Source organism: Streptomyces sp. NPDC091412 (assembly GCF_044756885.1).
In the GTDB taxonomy this organism is placed as follows: Bacteria; Actinomycetota; Actinomycetes; order Streptomycetales; family Streptomycetaceae; genus Streptomyces.
This window is the reverse complement of record NZ_JBIVTV010000012.1, coordinates 207,091-224,815: the sequence shown is the minus strand read 5'-3', so window position 1 is coordinate 224,815 and position 17,725 is coordinate 207,091. Positions and strand designations below refer to the sequence as shown.

Genomic DNA, 17,725 nt, shown 5'->3' with positions numbered 1-17,725 from the left:
TCTGGAAAGCAGAGCGGGTGTCGACGGCTTCCGCTCTCACCGACGGTGAAAACCGGGAGCCCTCGGGCGGCCCGGTGAAACTCTCAGGTTGAGATGACAGAGGGGGAGGCCGTCGGGGCACCTGTGCCGTGGTGTCCCTCGAAGGTCGTGTCAGACCAGGAGGCCTCCGCAATGACCGCCCAGCGCATTCCGCTCTCCGAGCTCGAACAGGGCATCCCCTTCGAACAGCGCCACATCGGGCCCGACCAGGAGGCGCGGGCCAAGATGCTCGCGCAGGTCGGCTACGGCTCGCTCGACGAGCTCACCGCCGCCGCGGTGCCCGATGTGATCAAGAACGCCGACGCGCTCGACCTGCCCGGCGCCCGCACCGAGGCCGAGGTGCTGGCCGAGCTGCGCTCTCTCGCCGACCGCAACCAGGTCCTCGGCTCGATGATCGGACTCGGCTACTACGGGACCTTCACCCCGCCGGTCATCCTGCGCAACGTCATGGAGAACCCGGCCTGGTACACCGCCTACACCCCCTACCAGCCGGAGATCTCCCAGGGTCGGCTGGAGGCGCTGCTGAACTTCCAGACCGTGGTCGCCGAACTGACCGGTCTGCCGACCTCCGGCGCGTCGCTGCTCGACGAGGGCACCGCCGCCGCCGAGGCCATGGCGCTGTCCCGGCGCATGGGCAAGAACAAGAAGGGCCTGTTCCTGGTCGACGCGGACGCGCTGCCGCAGACCATCGCGGTCATCGAGACCCGCGCCGAGCCGACCGGCGTCGAGGTCGTCGTCGCCGACCTCGGCGCGGGCATTCCCGCCGAGATCGCCGAGCGCGAGATCAACGGTGTGCTCCTGCAGTACCCGGGCGCCTCCGGCGCCGTGCGCGACCTCAAGCCCGTCATCGACCAGGCGCACGAGCTGGGCGCCCTGGTCACCGTCGCCGCCGACCTGCTCGCGCTCACCCTGCTGAAGTCGCCCGGCGAGCTGGGCGCGGACATCGCCGTCGGCACCACCCAACGCTTCGGCGTGCCGATGGGCTTCGGCGGCCCGCACGCCGGCTACATGGCGGTGCACGAGAAGTTCGCGCGCAGCCTGCCCGGCCGCCTCGTCGGTGTCTCCGTCGACGCCGACGGCAACAAGGCATACCGCCTCGCCCTGCAGACCCGTGAGCAGCACATCCGCCGCGAGAAGGCCACCAGCAACATCTGCACCGCCCAGGTGCTGCTCGCCGTCATGGCCGGCATGTACGCGGTCTACCACGGCCCCGAGGGCCTGCGGGACATCGCGCTGCGCACCCACCGCTACGCCACGGTCCTCGCCGAGGGCCTCGAGGCCGGTGGCTTCGAGGTCGTGCACGGCGCGTACTTCGACACGCTGACCGTCAAGGCGGAGGGGCGTGCCGCCGAGGTCGTCGCCGCGGCCCGCGAGGGCGGCGTGAACCTGCGCCTGGTCGACGCCGACCACGTCTCGCTCGCCTGCGACGAGACGACCACCCGGGACCGGCTGCGCGCCGTGTGGGCCGCCTTCGGCGTCGGGGGCGACATCGAGGCGCTGGACGCGGCCGCCGAGGACGCGCTGCCCGAGGCGCTGCTGCGCGACGACGCCTACCTCACCCACCCCGTCTTCCACCAGTACCGGTCCGAGACCGCGATGCTGCGCTACCTGCGCCGGCTGGCCGACCGCGACTACGCGCTCGACCGCGGCATGATCCCGCTGGGCTCGTGCACCATGAAGCTCAACGCGACGACCGAGATGGAGCCGGTCACCTGGCCGGAGTTCGGGCAGATGCACCCCTTCGTGCCCGCCGAGCAGGCGCAGGGCTACCTCACCCTCATCCGCGAGCTGGAGGAACGTCTCGCCGAGGTCACCGGCTACGACAAGGTCTCCCTTCAGCCGAACGCCGGTTCCCAGGGCGAGCTGGCCGGTCTGCTCGCCGTGCGCGGCTACCACCGTGCCAACGGCGACGAGCAGCGCACCATCTGCCTCATCCCGTCCTCCGCGCACGGCACCAACGCCGCCAGCGCCGTGATGGCCGGCATGAAGGTCGTCGTCGTCAAGACCGCCGAGGACGGCGAGGTCGACGTCGAGGACCTGCGGGCGAAGATCGAGCAGTACCGCGAGCAGCTGGCCGTGCTGATGATCACCTACCCGTCCACGCACGGTGTGTTCGAGGAGCACGTCGCCGACATCTGCGCGCAGGTCCACGAGGCCGGCGGCCAGGTGTACGTCGACGGCGCCAACCTCAACGCCCTGGTGGGCCTCGCCAAGCCGGGTCACTTCGGCGGCGACGTCTCCCACCTGAACCTGCACAAGACGTTCTGCATCCCGCACGGCGGCGGCGGTCCCGGCGTCGGCCCGGTCGGTGTGCGCGCCCACCTGGCGCCGTACCTGCCCAACCACCCGCTCCAGCCCGACGCCGGCCCGGAGACCGGAGTCGGCCCGATCTCGGCCGCGCCGTGGGGCTCGGCCGGCATCCTGCCGATCTCCTGGGCCTACGTCCGCCTGATGGGCGGCGAGGGCCTCAAGCGGGCCACGCAGGTCGCCGTGCTCAGCGCCAACTACGTCGCCAAGCGCCTCGAGCCGCACTACCCGGTGCTCTACACCGGTCCCGGCGGCCTGGTCGCCCACGAGTGCATCATCGACCTGCGCCCGCTGACCAAGGCGACCGGGGTGACCGTGGACGACGTGGCCAAGCGGCTGATCGACTACGGCTTCCACGCGCCGACGATGTCGTTCCCGGTGGCCGGCACGCTGATGATCGAGCCGACCGAGTCCGAGGACCTGGCCGAGCTGGACCGGTTCTGCGATGCGCTGATCGCGATCCGCGCCGAGATCGAGAAGGTCGGCTCCGGCCAGTGGTCCGCGGACGACAACCCGCTGTACGGCGCCCCGCACACCGCCGCCGCGCTCGGCGGGGAGTGGCAGCACGGCTACACCCGTGAGGAGGCCGTCTTCCCGGCCGGGGTCTCGATGGCCGACAAGTACTGGCCGCCGGTGCGCCGCATCGACCAGGCCTTCGGCGACCGCAACCTCGTCTGCTCCTGCCCGCCGCTGGACGCGTACGAGGACTGATCGAGCGGCTCGCGGGCTCCCGTCCGACCCGGGCGGGAGCCCTGGGTTGTCTTTCGTTCGGATCATGCCCGGCTGATCCGAACGAAAGGCCCCAGTCGTGTCATACGGTGGCCAGGGCGACCTCGGTCGACTTGATCAGGGCGGTGACGTGTGTGCCCGCCGCCAGGCCGAGTTCCGTGGCGGCGTCCCTGGTGATCGCGGCGGTCAGCTCGCCGCCCTCCACCTCGACCCGGACGGACGCCATGGCCGCGCCGAGGGCGATCGCCGTGACGGTGCCCGGCAGCCGGTTGCGGATCGACAGGCCCTCGACCGGCCCGGTGGCCAGGGACACCTCCGTCGACTTCACCAGGGCGCGGACGGCGCTGCCCTCGGTCAGACGCAGGTCCTCGACGGCGTCCCTGGTGATCGCGGACGTGAGCTGTCCGCCTCCGTCCAGTCGCACGTGAACGAGGGCCATCGCCTCACCGGGGGTGACGGTGGTGACCGTGCCGGGCAACTGGTTGCGCATGCTCAGGCTCATGGGCGTGCCTCGCGGTGGGTGGGGGATGTGGTGATCACCCACCGTAGGGCGGCCGGTGCCTCAGGCCGGGTAGGCGTGGGTCTGCGTCGCCTTGACGGTCGCCCAGACCGCCGCGCCCGGGTGCAGGTCCAGCTCGGCGGCCGCGACCGTGGTCAGGTCCGCGGTGAGGGCGAGCCCGCCGGTCAGGTCGGCACGGATCTGGTCGCCGTGGGTCTCCAGGCCGGCGACCTCGCAGCGCCACAGGTTGCGCGCGCTGGAGCCCGAGGGGCGGTCCCGGTGGAGAGTGACCGCACTCGGCGGGAAGGCCACGAAGACCGCTCCCGTCAGGTCCTCGGTGGTGGTGACGGCGGGACCGGCCGCGAGGTGGACGGTGTGGCCCTCGGCCTCCCCGCGGTAGAGGTTCAGGCCCACGAGCTGTGCGACGTAGTCGGTGCGCGGATGGCGGGCGATCTCCGGCGGTGTGCCCTCCTGGACGACACGGCCGTGCTCGACGACGACCAGCCGGTCGGCCAGCACCATCGCGTCCAGCGGGTCATGGGTGACCAGGACGGCGACGGCCTCGAACTCGGCGAGGTGCCGGCGCAGCTGGGCGCGGACCTCCAGCCGGGTGCGGGCGTCGAGCGCGGCGAGCGGTTCGTCGAGCAGCAGCAGCCGGGGCCCGGTGGCCAGGGCGCGGGCCAGGGCCACGCGCTGCGCCTGGCCGCCGGAGAGACGGCGGGGCTTGGCGCCCGTGTGGTCCGCCAGCCCCATCCGGTCCAGCCACCGGGCGGCCTGCGCCCGGGCCTCGGTCTTCGACGCGCCCCGGCAGCGCGGCCCGAACGCCACGTTGTCCAGGGCCGAAAGGTGCGGGAACAGCAGGTAGTCCTGGAAGACCACGCCGACCGGGCGTGCCTCGGGCGGTGTGCGGTCCAGCGCGGCGCCGTCCAGGCGCAGATGGCCGCCGTTGAGCGGGACCAGGCCCGCCAGCGCGCGCAGAGCCGTGGTCTTCCCGGCGCCGTTCGGGCCGAGCAGCGCCACCACGTCGCCGGGGGCGGCGGTGAGCGCGACGTCGAGGCGGAAGCCGTCGCGGTCGACGACGAGGCGGGCGTCCAGGCCCTCCCCGGGCACGTCCTCGGCACGTACGCCGGCGGTGGTCCGTTCGATGTCGGTCATGAGATGAACGTCCTGGATACGGGGCGGGTCGGGATCGGCGGCGGATTCATCAGGAGGCCGTCATCCAACGGTCCCGCAGACCCGCCAGTACGGCGATCGACACCGCGAGCAGCACCAGGCTCAGGGCGATCGCCGCCGCCGGGTCGTTCTGCAGGGCCAGGTAGACGGCCAGCGGCATGGTCTGCGTACGGCCGGGGAAGTTGCCGGCGAAGGTGATCGTCGCGCCGAACTCGCCGAGCGCGCGCGCCCAGGCGAGCACGGCGCCCGCGGCGATGCCCGGCGCGATCAGCGGCAGCGTGACCCGGCGGAACGCGGTGAAGCGGGAGGCGCCCAGCGTGGTGGCCGCCTCCTCGTAGCGCGGGTCGGCCGCCCGCAGCGTGCCCTCGACGCTGATCACGAGGAACGGCATGGCCACGAACGCCTCCGCGACCACCACCCCGGCCGTGGTGAACGGCAGCGTGATTCCGAACCAGGAGTCCAGCCACTGCCCGACGACACCGTTGCGCCCCAGGGCCAGCAGCAGGGCCACACCGCCCACGACCGGGGGAAGCACGAGCGGCAGCGTGACCAGCGCCCGGACGAATCCACGTCCGGGGAAGTCCGTACGGGCCAGCAGCCAGGCCAGCGGGACGCCGAGCACCAGGCTGACGGCGGTGGCGGCGGTGGCGCTGACCAGGGACAATTGGAGCGCCTGCCACACCTCGGCGCTGGTCAGCTGGTCCGGCAGGCTGCGCCAGGGAGCCCGGATCAGCAGCGCGATCAGCGGCAGCAGCAGGAAGGCCAGGCCGACCAGCGCGGGGACCAGCAGGGGCAGCGGCGCCCCGCCGAGCGCGCGGCCGCGCCGCGACCCGTTCTTCCGGGTCACGGCGCGGGCCTCGTCGGTCCCGGTCACGGCTTCAGGAACCCGGACCCGGTCAGGACCTCCTGGCCCTCGGTCGACGTCACCAGCTCGACGAACGCCCTGGCCGCGGTGGCGTTGGGCGCGTTCTTGAGCAGGGTGATCGGGTAGTCGTTGACGGCCCCGGCCGACTCGGGGAACTCCACGCCCTGGACCCTGCCGGCGGCGGCCTTCACATCGGTCTTGTAGACGAGGGCCGCGTCGGCCTCCTTCAGCTCGACCTTGGTCAGGGCGCTCTTGACGTCCTGCTCGTAGGAGACCGGGGTCAGCTTGAGCCGGCTCGCGTCCAGCACCTTCTGGGCGGCGGCGCCGCAGGGCACGGTCTTGTCGCACAGGACGACCTTCAGGCCGGACCCGGTGAGGTCCTTCAGCGAGGAGATCTTGTCCGGGTTGCCCGGCGCGGTGGCGATCTCGAGCTGGTTGCGGACGAAGGTGACCGGGGTGCCGGCCGCGTCCTTCTTGTCGGTCACGATCGCCATGGTCTTGGTGCTGGCGGCGGCGAACACATCGGCGGGCGCACCGGAGGTGATGCTCGCGGCGAGGCTGTCGCTGCCGCCGAAGTTGAAGGTGACCTTGGTGCCCGGGTGCTGCTGCTCGAACTGCTTGCCGAGCGTGGTGAAGCTCTCCTTCAGCGAGGCGGCGGCGAAGACGGTCACGGTGCCGGACAGCTTCGGCGCGGCGGACGCCGACGTGCCGGACCCGGCCGAGGACGAACCGTCGGAGGACGAGGAGGAGCAGGCGCTGAGAGCCAGCAACGCCGCGGCCCCCGCAACTCCCGACTTCAGCATCCTGGTCCGTCGCGTGGAACGGGTCATCACGGTTCTACTCCTCTGGCTCTGCACGGAACAAGCTGTCGCGCCCTGCCACGACCGCTCATATGGTCGTGCCGCGATCATACTGCCGCAATTGCCAGGTGTAAGGGCCCTGTTGCATTGCATGAGCTGGCGATGTGTGACGCACGGCTTGCATGTGCGTTTGTACGAGGCGGTCGTTCGGGTACGGACACTCCGGAGGTGGTGCCCGTGACGCTCGCGGAGCTCGACCTGACCGGCGACCTCGCCCGCCCGTCCCGGCTGACCGTGCGGGATCTGCTCGGGTGGCCGCAGCACGGGGTGGGAGTCGCCTTCGACTGCGCCACCAGCGGAGTGCAGCACCACCGGTTCACCGGACCGCGCCTGTACGACGTGCTGTCCGCGGCGGGGCCGGGTTTCGACCCGGCCCAGCGCAAGGACCGGCTGCGCTTCCTGATCGCGGTCACGGCCGTCGACGGGCATCACGCGCTGCTGTCGTGGGCCGAGATCGATCCCGACTTCGCCGACGCTCCGGTCCTGCTCGCGGTGACCATCGACGGCACCCGGCTCGACGGCGCCGGCCCCCAGCTGGTCCTGCCGCAGGACCGCTGCGGCGCGCGGTACGTCAGCGGTGTCCGGGCGATACGCGTGGACGGCGGCTATCGCGCGCGTGCCCGGGTGTGAGTGCGTTCGGCTACGTGCGGTCGATGTGCACGTTCGTCGACTTCACGCGGGCGGTGGCTTCCATGCCGACCTCCAGGCCCAGTTCCTCCACGGCCTCCCGGGTCAGCAGGGAGACCAGGCGGTGCGGTCCGGCCTGGATCTCGACCTGGGCGGCGACGTCGCCGAGTTTGATGGCGGTCACGATGCCGGCGAAGGCGTTGCGGGCCGACGTGTACGAGGGGCCTTCCTCGCCGCCGCCGGTCCGGGCCAGCTCGACCGAGAACGCGGCGAGGTCCCGGCCGTCGATGAGCCGGCGTCCGCTGTCGTCGCGGTGGGTGGCCATCCGGCCCGCGTCCGCCCAGCGGCGCGCGGTGTCCGGGCTGACGCCCAGCAGCCGGGCCGCCTGCCCGATCGTGTAGGACTGCATGCCGGTCACGATAGGGCCGCGGGCGGCGCGGGGCCGACCTGGGGGTGGCCGTTCGCGGGCGCGGCTCAGCCGGTGTGCACCCGCGGCCGCTTGGTGCGGTCCGGCTCCGCCTCGCGCAGCACCTCGCGTGTGACCGGCGCGACCTCGCCCTGGCCGAAGAGGAAGAAGCGCAGGAAGTTGGCGAACGGATTGCCCTCGGTCCACTCGAAGTAGATGTGCGGGGTACGGCCGGTCATCTCCCGGACGTGGAGGAGGAGCGCGGCCAGGGCGTTCGGGACGGACGCGGACTCCAGGGCCAGCACGCGGTAGCGGTCGTGCCGGACCTCGCCGTGCACGGTCAGGCCGGCCTCGAACTCCGAGGGGTCGGTGACCGTCACCTCGACGAAGACGAAGTCCTCCGTGAGCGGGATGTCGCTGTCGCTGCGGATCTGCTCGATCTTGTCGCGGTACTCGGACTTGTCCTGCCGCTCGGGCTCCTTGGCGATGAACCGGATCTTGCGGCTGGCGATGTCCCTGACGAAGCGTTCCGCCATGCCGTCCAGCGTCACGCTCGTCACCCGCAGCTCGAAGGAACGCGCGAGCCGCGACAGCAGCGAGACCAGGATGATCCCGGCGATGAAGCAGGCGCCGATCTTCACACCGTCGGGACGCTCGATGACGTTGACGACGGTCGTGTAGAGGAACACGGCCGAGATGACCCCGAACGCGATGGTCCATTTGCGCTGGCCGGCCCTGCGGGCGGCGATGGTCACGGCGATCGCCGCGGAGCTGATCAGCACGAGCACGCCCGTGGCGTACGCGCCGCCCTGCTTGTCGACGTTGGCGTCGAAGATCCAGGTGACCAGGAAGCCGATCAGAGTGAAGACGATGACCATCGGGCGGACCGCCCGCGCCCAGTGCGGGGCCATTCCGTAGCGGGGCAGGTACCGCGGCATCAGGTTGAGCAGCCCGGCCAACGCGGAGGCGCCCGCGAACCACAGGATCAGGATGGTCGAGACGTCGTAGACCGTGCCGAAGGTGTTGCCGAGGTACTCGTGCGCCAGATAGGCCAGGGCACGGCCGTTGGCCTGGCCGCCGGCCTTGAACTCCGGCGCCGGGATCAGCAGCGTGGTGATGAAGCTGGTGGCGATCAGGAAGCAGCTCATGATCAGCGCGGCCGTGGTGAGCAGCTTCCTGGTGTCCCGGATCCGGCCGGTGGGCCGTTCCTCGGTGTCGTCAGGGTTGCCCCGCACGTGCGGCATGACGGCGACGCCGGTCTCGAAGCCGGACAGACCGAGCGCCAGCTTGGGAAAGACGAGCAGGGCCACGCCGACCATGAGGAAGACGTTGCCGTGCTGGGCGGTCAGCGCGCTGGTCCAGTCGGTGACCACATGACCGGCGGTCAGGACGTGCCACAGACCGACGACCACCACGACGGCGTTCAGCGCGAGATAGACCGCGACCAGGGCGAAGGCGACGCCGATCGCCTCCACGAAGCCCTTGAGGAAGACCGCGCCGAGCAGCGCGATGAGCAGGAGCGTGATCAGCATCTGGTGGCTGTGCAGCGCGGCCGTCAGATGCGGGTTCTCCACCAGGTGGGTCGAGGCGTCCGCGGCCGACAGCGTCATGGTGATCAGGAAGTCGGTGGCTGCGAAGCCGAGCAGGGTCAGCACGAACAGCTTGCCCTGCCAGAACGACAGCAGCCGCTCCAGCATCGCGATCGAGCCCGCGCCGTGCGGGCTCTCCGCCGCCACCCTGCGGTACACCGGCAGGGCACCCGCGAGGGTGACGAGGACCAGCACGAGGGTGGCGATCGGCGACAGCAGCCCGGCCGCCAGCGCCGCGATGCCGGGCTGGTATCCGAGCGTCGAGAAGTAGTCCACGCCGGTCAGGCACATCACCCTCCACCACCGCTGTCCCTTGTGCGGGGGCTCCGGCAGGGCGTGCGGGGCCTGCTGAATGCCCTTGCCCATGTCGGACAGGCCCTCCAGCATCCAGGCGCGCAGACGACTGGGAGGGTGCTCGGTGGTCGCCATGCCCCTGCTCCTGAGGTGTGGCTCGCGTGCGGACCGGGCCATCACGCGGACGGGTCACCAGCGTAAGCGGAGAGTAACGCAGGGGTCACGAGTACCCGGGTGTGCAGGCGTCAATCTTCTGGCAAAAGCGGCTGTGACGACCCAGACGTCACTTCATGACCAGCGGACACGCAACTTTCACCGCGCCTTCGGCCGTCCGGGGGAGACATGGTGGTGGAGCCCGGGGCGGACACCCAGCGTCATGACTCCAGTCCCGAGACCCGGAACACCGCCAGTGCGGTCTCCCGGTCCACCTGCTCGGAGATGTCGCGCAGCTCGTCCGTCCCGCACTGGAGCCTGCCCGCCGCCACACAGTGCCGGGCGTCCTCGTCGAGGCGGTACCAGACGTCGGGATGGTCCACCAGGACCTCGGGATCCAGCTCCACCCGCCCGCCGAGGGAGTCCAGCAGCACCAGCCGCCGGCAGACACCGTCGACCGCGCGCACCGACACCAGCAGATCGGTACGGACCAGGCGGCTGCGCAGCAGCGACCGAGAGGCGATCCAGCCCCGGCCGGCGCGGACGCGGGGCGGGCACAGCACCACGAAGAGCAGCACCGCGAGCGCGAACCAGAGCACCCCGCGCCACCAGGTGAGGCTGCCGGTGCCCCAGTCGATCAGGAGCAGCAGGGCGAGCAGCGCCACGGAGCAGCCGACCGAGGTGCGCAGCTCCCGCGCCCACGGATGGGTGCGGGCCTCGCGGCCGGGTTCCCGCGGCACCGGATCGGTGCCGGCTCGCTCGTCGTCGCGGTGTCCCATGTGCTCGACGTTAGAGCCCCCCGAGGGCTTCGGCACCTGCCCTTGACACGCCCCTGACGCGCCCGGGCCGGTTCTTGACGCCACTCCGCCGACGCGGCCGGGTGGCGCGTCGTCAGGGGTCCGTCAAGGGTGGGTGTGCCGCCGTATGAGAGCCGTCAACGGTGGTCGGAATCGGGCCAGGAGGTCGTTTCCTCGAATCGTCGATGTCCGTTCGTCTCTCATTCCAGGAGTTCGCGATGGCCGATGTGGCCTTCGTCGTCATCACGCTCGCGGTGTTCGCGCTCGTGGCCCTCGCCGTCAGGGGGGTGACGAAGCTGTGACCGCCGAGAACATCGTCGGCCTGGTGGTGGCCGTCGCCCTGCTGGGCTATCTCGTCCTCGCCCTGATCTTCCCGGAGAGGTTCTGAGTAGCGTCATGAGTCCCGTACTCGCCGGAGTCCTCCAGCTGCTCGCTCTCATGGCCGCACTGGCGCTCGCCCACGTACCGCTCGGCACCTACATGGCCGGCGTCTACCGCTCGCAGCGCCACTTGCGGGTCGAGAGATGGATCTACCGGGCCGTCGGCGCCGATCCGGACGCGGAGATGCGCTGGCCCGCGTACATCCGCGCCGTGCTCGCCTTCTCCCTCGCCGGTGTCCTCTTCCTGTACCTGCTCCAGCGGATCCAGGGCGTGCTGCCGCTCTCGCTCGGCTTCCGGTCCGTCGGCCCCGCCCAGGCCTTCAACACCGCCGCGTCCTTCGTCACCAACACCAACTGGCAGTCGTACTCCGGCGAGCAGACCATGGGGCACGTGGTGCAGACCGCCGGTCTCGCCGTGCAGAACTTCGCCTCCGCCGCCGTCGGCATGGCGGTGGCCGTGGCCCTGATACGCGGCTTCGCCGTCCCCCGAGCTCTCGGCTCCGCTCGAGCAGGGGGGACCCCCATCCGCACCGGTGAACTGGGCAACTTCTGGGCCGACCTGGTGCGCGGCACCGTGCGCATCCTCCTCCCGCTGGCCGCGGTCGCCGCCCTCGTGCTGGTGGCCTGCGGCGTGATCCAGAACTTCTCCGGGATCCACGAGGTAGGCCAGTTCCTCGGCGGCTCGCAGCAGTGGAACGGCGGCGCGGTGGCCTCCCAGGAGGCCATCAAGGAACTGGGCAACAACGGCGGCGGCTACTTCAACGCCAACAGCGCCCACCCCTTCGAGAACCCGACCCCCTTCTCCAACCTCTTCGAGATCTTCCTGATCCTGGTGATCCCCTTCGCGCTGACCCGGACGTTCGGCGTCATGGTCGGCTCGGTCCGGCAGGGCTACGCGATCCTCGCGGCGATGGCCACCATCTGGCTCGCCTTCGTCTCCCTGATGATGTGGGCCGAGTTCGCCCACCACGAGGGCGCGCTGCGGATCGCGGGCGGCGCGATGGAGGGCAAGGAGGTCAGGTTCGGCATCGGCGCCTCCTCGATCTTCGCGGCGTCGACCACGCTCACCTCGACCGGCGCCGTCGACGCCGCGCACTCCTCGCTCACCGGGTTCGGCGGCGGGATCGCGATGCTCGGCATGATGCTCGGCGAGATCGCGCCCGGCGGAGTCGGCTCCGGCCTGTACGGCATTCTGATCATGGCCGTCATCGCGGTCTTCATCGCCGGTCTGATGGTCGGGCGCACACCCGAGTACCTGGGCAAGAAGATCGGCTCCCGGGAGATCAAGCTGGCCGCCGTCTACATCCTGATCACCCCGGCGCTGGTGCTGGTGTTCAGCGCCTTCTCGATGGCCCTGTCGACCCCGCCGCACTCGGCCCTCAACCCGGGCGCGCACGGATTCTCCGAGGTGCTCTACGCCTACACCTCTGCCGCGAACAACAACGGCTCGGCCTTCGCCGGCCTGAACGCCAACACCGACTGGTTCAACACCACGACCGGGCTCGCCATGCTGCTCGGCCGCTTCCTGCCCATGGTGTTCGTCCTCGCCCTGGCCGGCTCCCTGGGCGCGCAGCAGCCGGTGCCGGTCACCGCGGGCACCCTGCGCACCGAGAAGCCGCTGTTCACCGGCATGTTGGTGGGCGCCGTCCTGATCGTCGTCGGTCTGACGTACTTTCCGGCCCTCGCACTGGGCCCGCTCGCCGAGGGGCTGGCGTGATGACCACCTCCACACAGAACCACGAGGACTCCATGTCCGCAGTCACCAGGACCCGGGCACCGCACAGCGACGTGCCCACCGGGCACCCGTCCGGCCAGAGCCGGGTCGGTGCCGGTCTCTTCGACGCCCGGCAGCTGGTCAGGTCGCTGCCCGACGCCTTCCGCAAGCTCGATCCGCGGGTGATGGTCACGTCGCCGGTGATGTTCGTGGTGTGGATCGGCTCGCTGCTGACCACCGCCTTCTCCCTCACCAGGCCGGGCGACTGGTTCGGCTGGGCGATCAGCGCCTGGCTGTGGCTGACCGTCCTCTTCGCCAACCTCGCCGAGGCGGTCGCCGAGGGCCGTGGCAAGGCGCAGGCGGAGACCCTGCGCAGGGCCAAGACCGACACCGTGGCGCACCGGTTGGACGGGACCGAGGTCCCCGGCACCGAGCTGCACGTCGGTGACCTCGTCGTGTGCGAGGCGGGCGACGTCATCCCCGGCGACGGGGACGTCGTCGAGGGCGTCGCCTCGGTCGACGAGTCGGCCATCACCGGGGAGTCGGCGCCGGTGATCCGCGAGTCCGGCGGCGACCGGTCCGCGGTGACCGGCGGCACCAGGGTGCTGTCCGACCGTATCGTCATCAAGATCACCACCAAGCCCGGCGAGACCTTCATCGACCGGATGATCGGCCTCGTCGAGGGCGCCGCCCGGCAGAAGACGCCCAACGAGATCGCGCTGAACATCCTGCTCGCCTCACTGACGATCGTCTTCCTCCTCGCCTGCGCCACACTGCCGCCGTTCGCCGACTACGCGGGCACGCACCTGACCATGGTGGTGCTGGTCGCCCTGCTGGTCTGCCTGATCCCGACGACGATCGGCGCGCTGCTGTCGGCCATCGGCATCGCGGGCATGGACCGGCTGGTCCAGCGCAATGTGCTGGCGATGTCGGGACGGGCGGTGGAGGCCGCCGGCGACGTGTCGACGCTGCTCCTGGACAAGACCGGCACGATCACCCTCGGCAACCGCAGGGCCGCGGAGTTCGTACCGGTGCGCGGTACCACCGCCGCCGAACTGGCGGACGCCGCCCAGCTCTCCTCGCTGGCCGACGAGACGCCCGAGGGCCGCTCCGTGGTGGTGCTGGCCAAGGAGAAGTACGGGCTGCGCGAGCGGCACCAGGGCGAACTCGCCGGAGCCGAGTGGGTCGCGTTCACCGCCCAGACCCGGATGTCCGGCGTGGACGTGGACGGCCGACGGATCCGCAAGGGCGCGACCGGATCCGTCATCGCCTGGGTCGAGGAGCAGGACGGGCGGATCGCCGAGGACGCCGACCGCCTCTCGAAGGAGATCTCCGCGGCCGGCGGCACGCCGCTGCTGGTCGCCGTGCACGACCAGGACGGCGCCCGGGTCCTGGGCGTCATCCACCTCAAGGACGTGGTCAAGGACGGCATGCGGGAACGCTTCGCCGAACTGCGCCGGATGGGCATCAAAACCGTCATGATCACGGGCGACAACCCGCTGACCGCCCGGGCGATCGCGGACGAGGCCGGTGTCGACGACTTCCTCGCCGAGGCCACGCCCGAGGACAAGATGGCGCTGATCAGGCGCGAGCAGAGCGGGGGCAAGCTGGTCGCGATGACCGGTGACGGCACCAACGACGCGCCCGCGCTGGCCCAGGCCGACGTCGGCGTGGCGATGAACACCGGCACGTCGGCCGCCAAGGAGGCCGGCAACATGGTCGACCTCGACTCCGACCCGACCAAGCTGATCGAGATCGTCGAGATCGGCAAGCAGCTCCTGATCACTCGCGGCGCGCTCACGACGTTCTCCATCGCCAACGACGTGGCGAAGTACTTCGCGATCATCCCGGCCCTGTTCGCCGCCGTCTACCCGGGCCTGGACAAGCTGAACATCATGCAGCTGTCCTCGCCGGACTCGGCGATCCTGTCCGCGGTCGTCTTCAACGCGCTGGTCATCATCGCGCTGGTGCCGCTCGCCCTGCGGGGTGTGCGCTACCGGCCGACGAGCGCGGACCGGATGCTCCGCCGCAACCTCGCCGTCTACGGCCTCGGCGGGCTCATCGCGCCCTTCGTCGGGATCAAGCTCATCGACCTGATCATCTCCCTGATTCCCGGGATCGGCTGACGACATGAACCAGACCTTTGTGAACACCGGTCGTCTGCTGGCGGCGGGCCTGCGGGCGCTGCTCGCGCTGACGCTGCTCACCGGCGTCGTCTACCCGCTCGTCGTCACGGGCGTGGCCCAGGCCTTCCTCGGGCACCGGGCGAACGGCTCGGAGGTCAGGGAGAGCGGCAGGGTCGTGGGCTCCTCCCTGATCGGGCAACAGCACTACGGTCTCGACTACTTCCAGCCGCGCCCGGCCGCCGGACTGGGCACGAACACCCTGAACACCCGGTACAAGCTGATCGTTTCCGGCGCCACCAACCTCGCCGCCGACAACCCCAAGCTGGTCAAGACCATCGAGCAGGCACGGGCCGAGGTGGTCAGGGTCAACTCCACGTCCGACTACGAGGTGAAGCCCTCCCAGGTTCCGGCCGACGCCGTGACCTCCTCGGGTTCGGGTCTGGATCCGGACATCTCCCCGGCATACGCGCTGCTCCAGGCGCACCGGGTGGCGGAGCGCAACCACCTGTCCGTGGCGCGGGTCGAGCGCCTGGTGCGGGAGCACACCGAGAGCCGCACCCTCGGCTTCATCGGCGAGCCGCGGGTGAACGTCCTCCAACTCAACGTCGCGCTCAGGGAACTGACCACGGGGCGCTGACGGCCCGCCCGCGCCCCCTTGCCGCCTTCCGGTGCCGCACCTACAGTGCGGCTCCGGAAGGTTCGCCGTCAGTGGCGAAAGTTTCGGGGACTCAGGGAGGGGTGACGGGAAGTGAAGGGACCGGCCGCCGTGCGGACGTACGAGAACCCCGTGATCGGAGGCTTCCACCCCGATCCCAGCGTGTGCCGGGTGGGCGAGGACCACTACCTGGTGTGCTCCAGCTTCGAGTACTTCCCCGGGGTCCCGCTGTTCCACAGCCGCGACCTGGTGCACTGGCGGCAGATCGGCAACGTGCTGGACCGGCCGGGGCAGTTGGAGTTGCCGGACGACCTCCCCGCCTCCGCCGGCGTCTACGCCCCGACGATCCGCCACCACGACGGCCGCTTCTACGTGATCACCACCAACGTCGCGGCCGGGGGCACCTTCCTGGTCAGCGCCGAGGATCCGCGGGGTCCGTGGTCGGACCCGGTCTGGATCGACCTGCCCGGGATCGACCCCGACCTCGCCTGGGACGACGACGGCTCCTGCTGGTGCGCCGTCGCCGGGGTGCGGGTGGCCCGGATCGACCCGGCGACCGGCAAGGTCCTGGAAGGGCCGCTGCCGGCCTGGTCGGGGACGGGGCTCCAGCACCCGGAGGCGCCGCACCTGTACCGGATCGGCGCCTGGTGGTACCTCATGCTGGCCGAGGGCGGCACCGGGCACGGCCACGGTGTGTCGGTCGCCCGCGCCCGGTCCCCGCGCGGCCCCTGGGAACCCGCGCCGGACAACCCGGTCCTCTCCCACCGCGGCACCGATCTGCCCGTCCAGTGCACGGGCCACGCCGACCTGGTGCGGGCGGCCGACGGCACCTGGTGGATGGTGCTGCTCGGCACCCGCCCCCGGGGCTGGTTCCCGGAGTTCCACGTGCTCGGCAGGGAGACCTTCCTGACCTCGGTGGAGTGGGTGGACGGGTGGCCGCGGGTCGGCCCGGTGCGCGAGTGGCATCCGGCGCCCGCCGCCTGGCACCCCCTGCCGCCGGAGCCCGAGCGGGACGACTTCGACGAGCCGTCCCTGGCGCCGGTCTGGATCTCCCCGCGCAGCAGGCCGGAGGGCTCCTGGTCGCTGAGCGAACACCCCGGCCGGCTGACGCTGCACGCGACCGGCGACAGCCTCGACCGGCCCGGCCACACGTTCGTAGGACGACGGCAGCAGCACCCCGACTGCCGGGTGGCCGCGCGCGTCGAGGCGGTCTCGGGCCGGGCCGGCCTGTCCGTCCGGCTGGACGAGGCGCACCACTACGACGTGGAGACCGGCGGGGGAGTGGTGGGCGTGGTCGCCCGGATCGGGCCGCTGCGGCAGCGGATCGCGGAGTACCCGGTGCCGCCCGGACCGCTCAGCCTGGTCGTGGACATCCGCACGGACGACGTGCCCCCGCCCACGGTCACGGCTCCGGACCGGCCGGCCACCGCAGCGCAGGCGGCGACCGGGGTCCGCGCGGCCGGCCCGGACGTGATCGCCTTCTCGGCCGAGGGCCCGGAGGGCACGCTGGCGCTGGCCGAACTCGACGGACGCTATCTGTCCACCCAGGTCGCGGCCGGCTTCACCGGGCGAGTGATCGGCATGTACGTCACCGAGGGCAGCGCGGCCTTCGACTGGTTCGACTACCAGCCGCGGCATCCGCGCCGCCCCGTCGACGGCTGACGGGCAGCGGGGCGACCGAGGACCGGTCCGGAACGGGCCGCTGCGGCAGCGGATCCCGGAGCAACCGGTGCCGCCCGGCGGCTCACCCGGCCGTGGACATCCGTGCACCGCCGGTGACGGGAGGCACCCGGGCGTGCACAGTGACGGGCGGCTCCCGGGACGGCGACCGTGTCATCGACCGGTCACCGGGAGTGGCCGGCCCGGACATGCGTCGGGGCCGGTACGCGCGGGTGTGCGCGCCGGCCCCTGGTGATCCGCGGGCGGTTCGCCGATGCCGCCCGGTGGTGCTCAGGCGGCGGTCATCACCCGGTCGGCGCCCAGCGGGCGGTGCGGGGCGATGATCTGGCCGTCCGGCAGGAGCTCACCGGTGTCCTCGAAGAACAGGACGCCGTTGCACAGCAGGCTCCAGCCCTGCTCCGGGTGGTGCGCCACGAGACGGGCGGATTCCCGGTCGGCGGAGTCGGCTGACGGGCACGGTGGCTGGTGCTGGCACATTGATGGGATCTTTCGCTCAGTCGTGTGGTCGCTGTCGGCTGTCGTACGTGTCCCGCGGCTGATGGTGTTCTCCATGGCCGCCCCCCGTTGTTGAGTCGGTCCAAAACCAGTGTTCCCCCACGGGCCTGATTCCGCAGGGATTTCGCAGCACCGCTTCTCACCGGTTGGAGACGCGTCACACGCACGAGCGGTTCATCCCGAGAGCACCGTCTCTTCGGATGGTTCGCACTGGCCGGATGGGGCTAGTCCGATGGGACCCCCGTCGCGAACGCGGGTCGCGCGAGCGGATTTCGCCACGTACGAGCGTCTTCGGCGGCCGAACGGCCGAACGGCGTCGTACCCCGCCGCCGGGGGT

15 protein-coding genes are annotated in these 17,725 nt (G+C 71.3%); 7 read left to right on the top strand and 8 right to left on the bottom strand.

Annotated features, from left to right (window positions below):
* The first annotated feature begins 171 nt into the window (after window positions 1-171).
* Window positions 172-3,057: an aminomethyl-transferring glycine dehydrogenase gene (gene gcvP, locus ACIQMV_RS26590; protein WP_402595989.1), complete on the top strand. Its 2,886-nt coding sequence runs from the start codon at window positions 172-174 to the stop codon at window positions 3,055-3,057.
* A gap of 100 nt (window positions 3,058-3,157) precedes the next feature.
* Here the strand turns inward: gcvP and ACIQMV_RS26585 are convergent, their stop codons facing one another.
* From ACIQMV_RS26585 to modA, 4 genes are read right to left on the bottom strand one after another with little or no spacing between them, the layout of a single operon-like run.
* Entirely contained in the window at window positions 3,158-3,577 is a 420-nt protein-coding gene (locus tag ACIQMV_RS26585; protein ID WP_402595988.1) for a molybdopterin-binding protein, read from the bottom strand.
* A 60-nt stretch (window positions 3,578-3,637) separates the two neighbouring features.
* Window positions 3,638-4,729, bottom strand: coding sequence for an ABC transporter ATP-binding protein (locus ACIQMV_RS26580; protein WP_402595987.1), 1,092 nt, complete (start codon window positions 4,727-4,729; stop codon window positions 3,638-3,640).
* Window positions 4,730-4,778: 49 nt separating this feature from the next.
* Entirely contained in the window at window positions 4,779-5,621 is an 843-nt protein-coding gene (modB, locus tag ACIQMV_RS26575) for a molybdate ABC transporter permease subunit (protein WP_402595986.1), read from the bottom strand.
* Window positions 5,618-6,442, bottom strand: coding sequence for a molybdate ABC transporter substrate-binding protein (modA, locus tag ACIQMV_RS26570; protein WP_402595985.1), 825 nt, complete (start codon window positions 6,440-6,442; stop codon window positions 5,618-5,620). Before modA ends, modB begins: the two co-directional genes overlap by 4 nt.
* Before the next feature lie 198 nt (window positions 6,443-6,640).
* Here modA and ACIQMV_RS26565 point away from each other — a divergent pair, with 198 nt between their 5' ends.
* Window positions 6,641-7,102, top strand: a complete 462-nt coding sequence (locus tag ACIQMV_RS26565; protein ID WP_402595984.1) for a molybdopterin-dependent oxidoreductase — start codon at window positions 6,641-6,643, stop codon at window positions 7,100-7,102.
* Window positions 7,103-7,112: 10 nt separating this feature from the next.
* Here the strand turns inward: ACIQMV_RS26565 and ACIQMV_RS26560 are convergent, their stop codons facing one another.
* The 3 genes from ACIQMV_RS26560 to ACIQMV_RS26550 all read right to left on the bottom strand — a co-directional run bounded on the left by ACIQMV_RS26560 (window position 7,113) and on the right by ACIQMV_RS26550 (window position 10,320).
* Entirely contained in the window at window positions 7,113-7,508 is a 396-nt protein-coding gene (locus ACIQMV_RS26560) for a molybdopterin-binding protein (RefSeq protein WP_141362976.1), read from the bottom strand.
* Between the two features lie 65 nt (window positions 7,509-7,573).
* Complete coding sequence (locus ACIQMV_RS26555; protein WP_402595983.1) at window positions 7,574-9,523, bottom strand: amino acid transporter; 1,950 nt, start codon at window positions 9,521-9,523, stop codon at window positions 7,574-7,576.
* Window positions 9,524-9,762: 239 nt separating this feature from the next.
* Window positions 9,763-10,320 carry a hypothetical protein gene (locus ACIQMV_RS26550; RefSeq protein ID WP_253266221.1) on the bottom strand — a complete coding sequence of 186 codons (558 nt, stop codon included), beginning with the start codon at window positions 10,318-10,320 and terminating at the stop codon, window positions 9,763-9,765.
* 316 nt (window positions 10,321-10,636) lie between these two features.
* On the opposite strand from ACIQMV_RS26550, the gene kdpF reads away from it, so the two are divergent.
* The 5 genes from kdpF to ACIQMV_RS26525 all read left to right on the top strand — a co-directional run bounded on the left by kdpF (window position 10,637) and on the right by ACIQMV_RS26525 (window position 16,875).
* Entirely contained in the window at window positions 10,637-10,726 is a 90-nt protein-coding gene (gene kdpF, locus ACIQMV_RS26545; RefSeq protein WP_016434100.1) for a K(+)-transporting ATPase subunit F, read from the top strand.
* 8 nt (window positions 10,727-10,734) lie between these two features.
* The gene (kdpA, locus tag ACIQMV_RS26540; RefSeq protein ID WP_402595982.1) at window positions 10,735-12,435 is read left to right on the top strand and encodes a potassium-transporting ATPase subunit KdpA; all 1,701 of its coding nucleotides are present in this window, start codon (window positions 10,735-10,737) and stop codon (window positions 12,433-12,435) included.
* Complete coding sequence (kdpB, locus tag ACIQMV_RS26535; RefSeq protein WP_141362982.1) at window positions 12,435-14,558, top strand: potassium-transporting ATPase subunit KdpB; 2,124 nt, start codon at window positions 12,435-12,437, stop codon at window positions 14,556-14,558. The genes kdpA and kdpB overlap by 1 nt, the downstream gene beginning before the upstream one ends.
* Before the next feature lie 4 nt (window positions 14,559-14,562).
* Window positions 14,563-15,195 carry a potassium-transporting ATPase subunit KdpC gene (gene kdpC, locus ACIQMV_RS26530; protein ID WP_402595981.1) on the top strand — a complete coding sequence of 211 codons (633 nt, stop codon included), beginning with the start codon at window positions 14,563-14,565 and terminating at the stop codon, window positions 15,193-15,195.
* A gap of 129 nt (window positions 15,196-15,324) precedes the next feature.
* Window positions 15,325-16,875, top strand: a complete 1,551-nt coding sequence (locus ACIQMV_RS26525) for a glycoside hydrolase family 43 protein (protein WP_402596000.1) — start codon at window positions 15,325-15,327, stop codon at window positions 16,873-16,875.
* 288 nt (window positions 16,876-17,163) lie between these two features.
* On the opposite strand, the gene ACIQMV_RS26520 is transcribed toward ACIQMV_RS26525, so the two are convergent.
* On the bottom strand, window positions 17,164-17,370 hold the full coding sequence (locus ACIQMV_RS26520) for a DUF5999 family protein (protein ID WP_141362986.1): 207 nt from the start codon (window positions 17,368-17,370) through the stop codon (window positions 17,164-17,166).
* Between the last annotated feature and the right edge of the window lie 355 nt (window positions 17,371-17,725).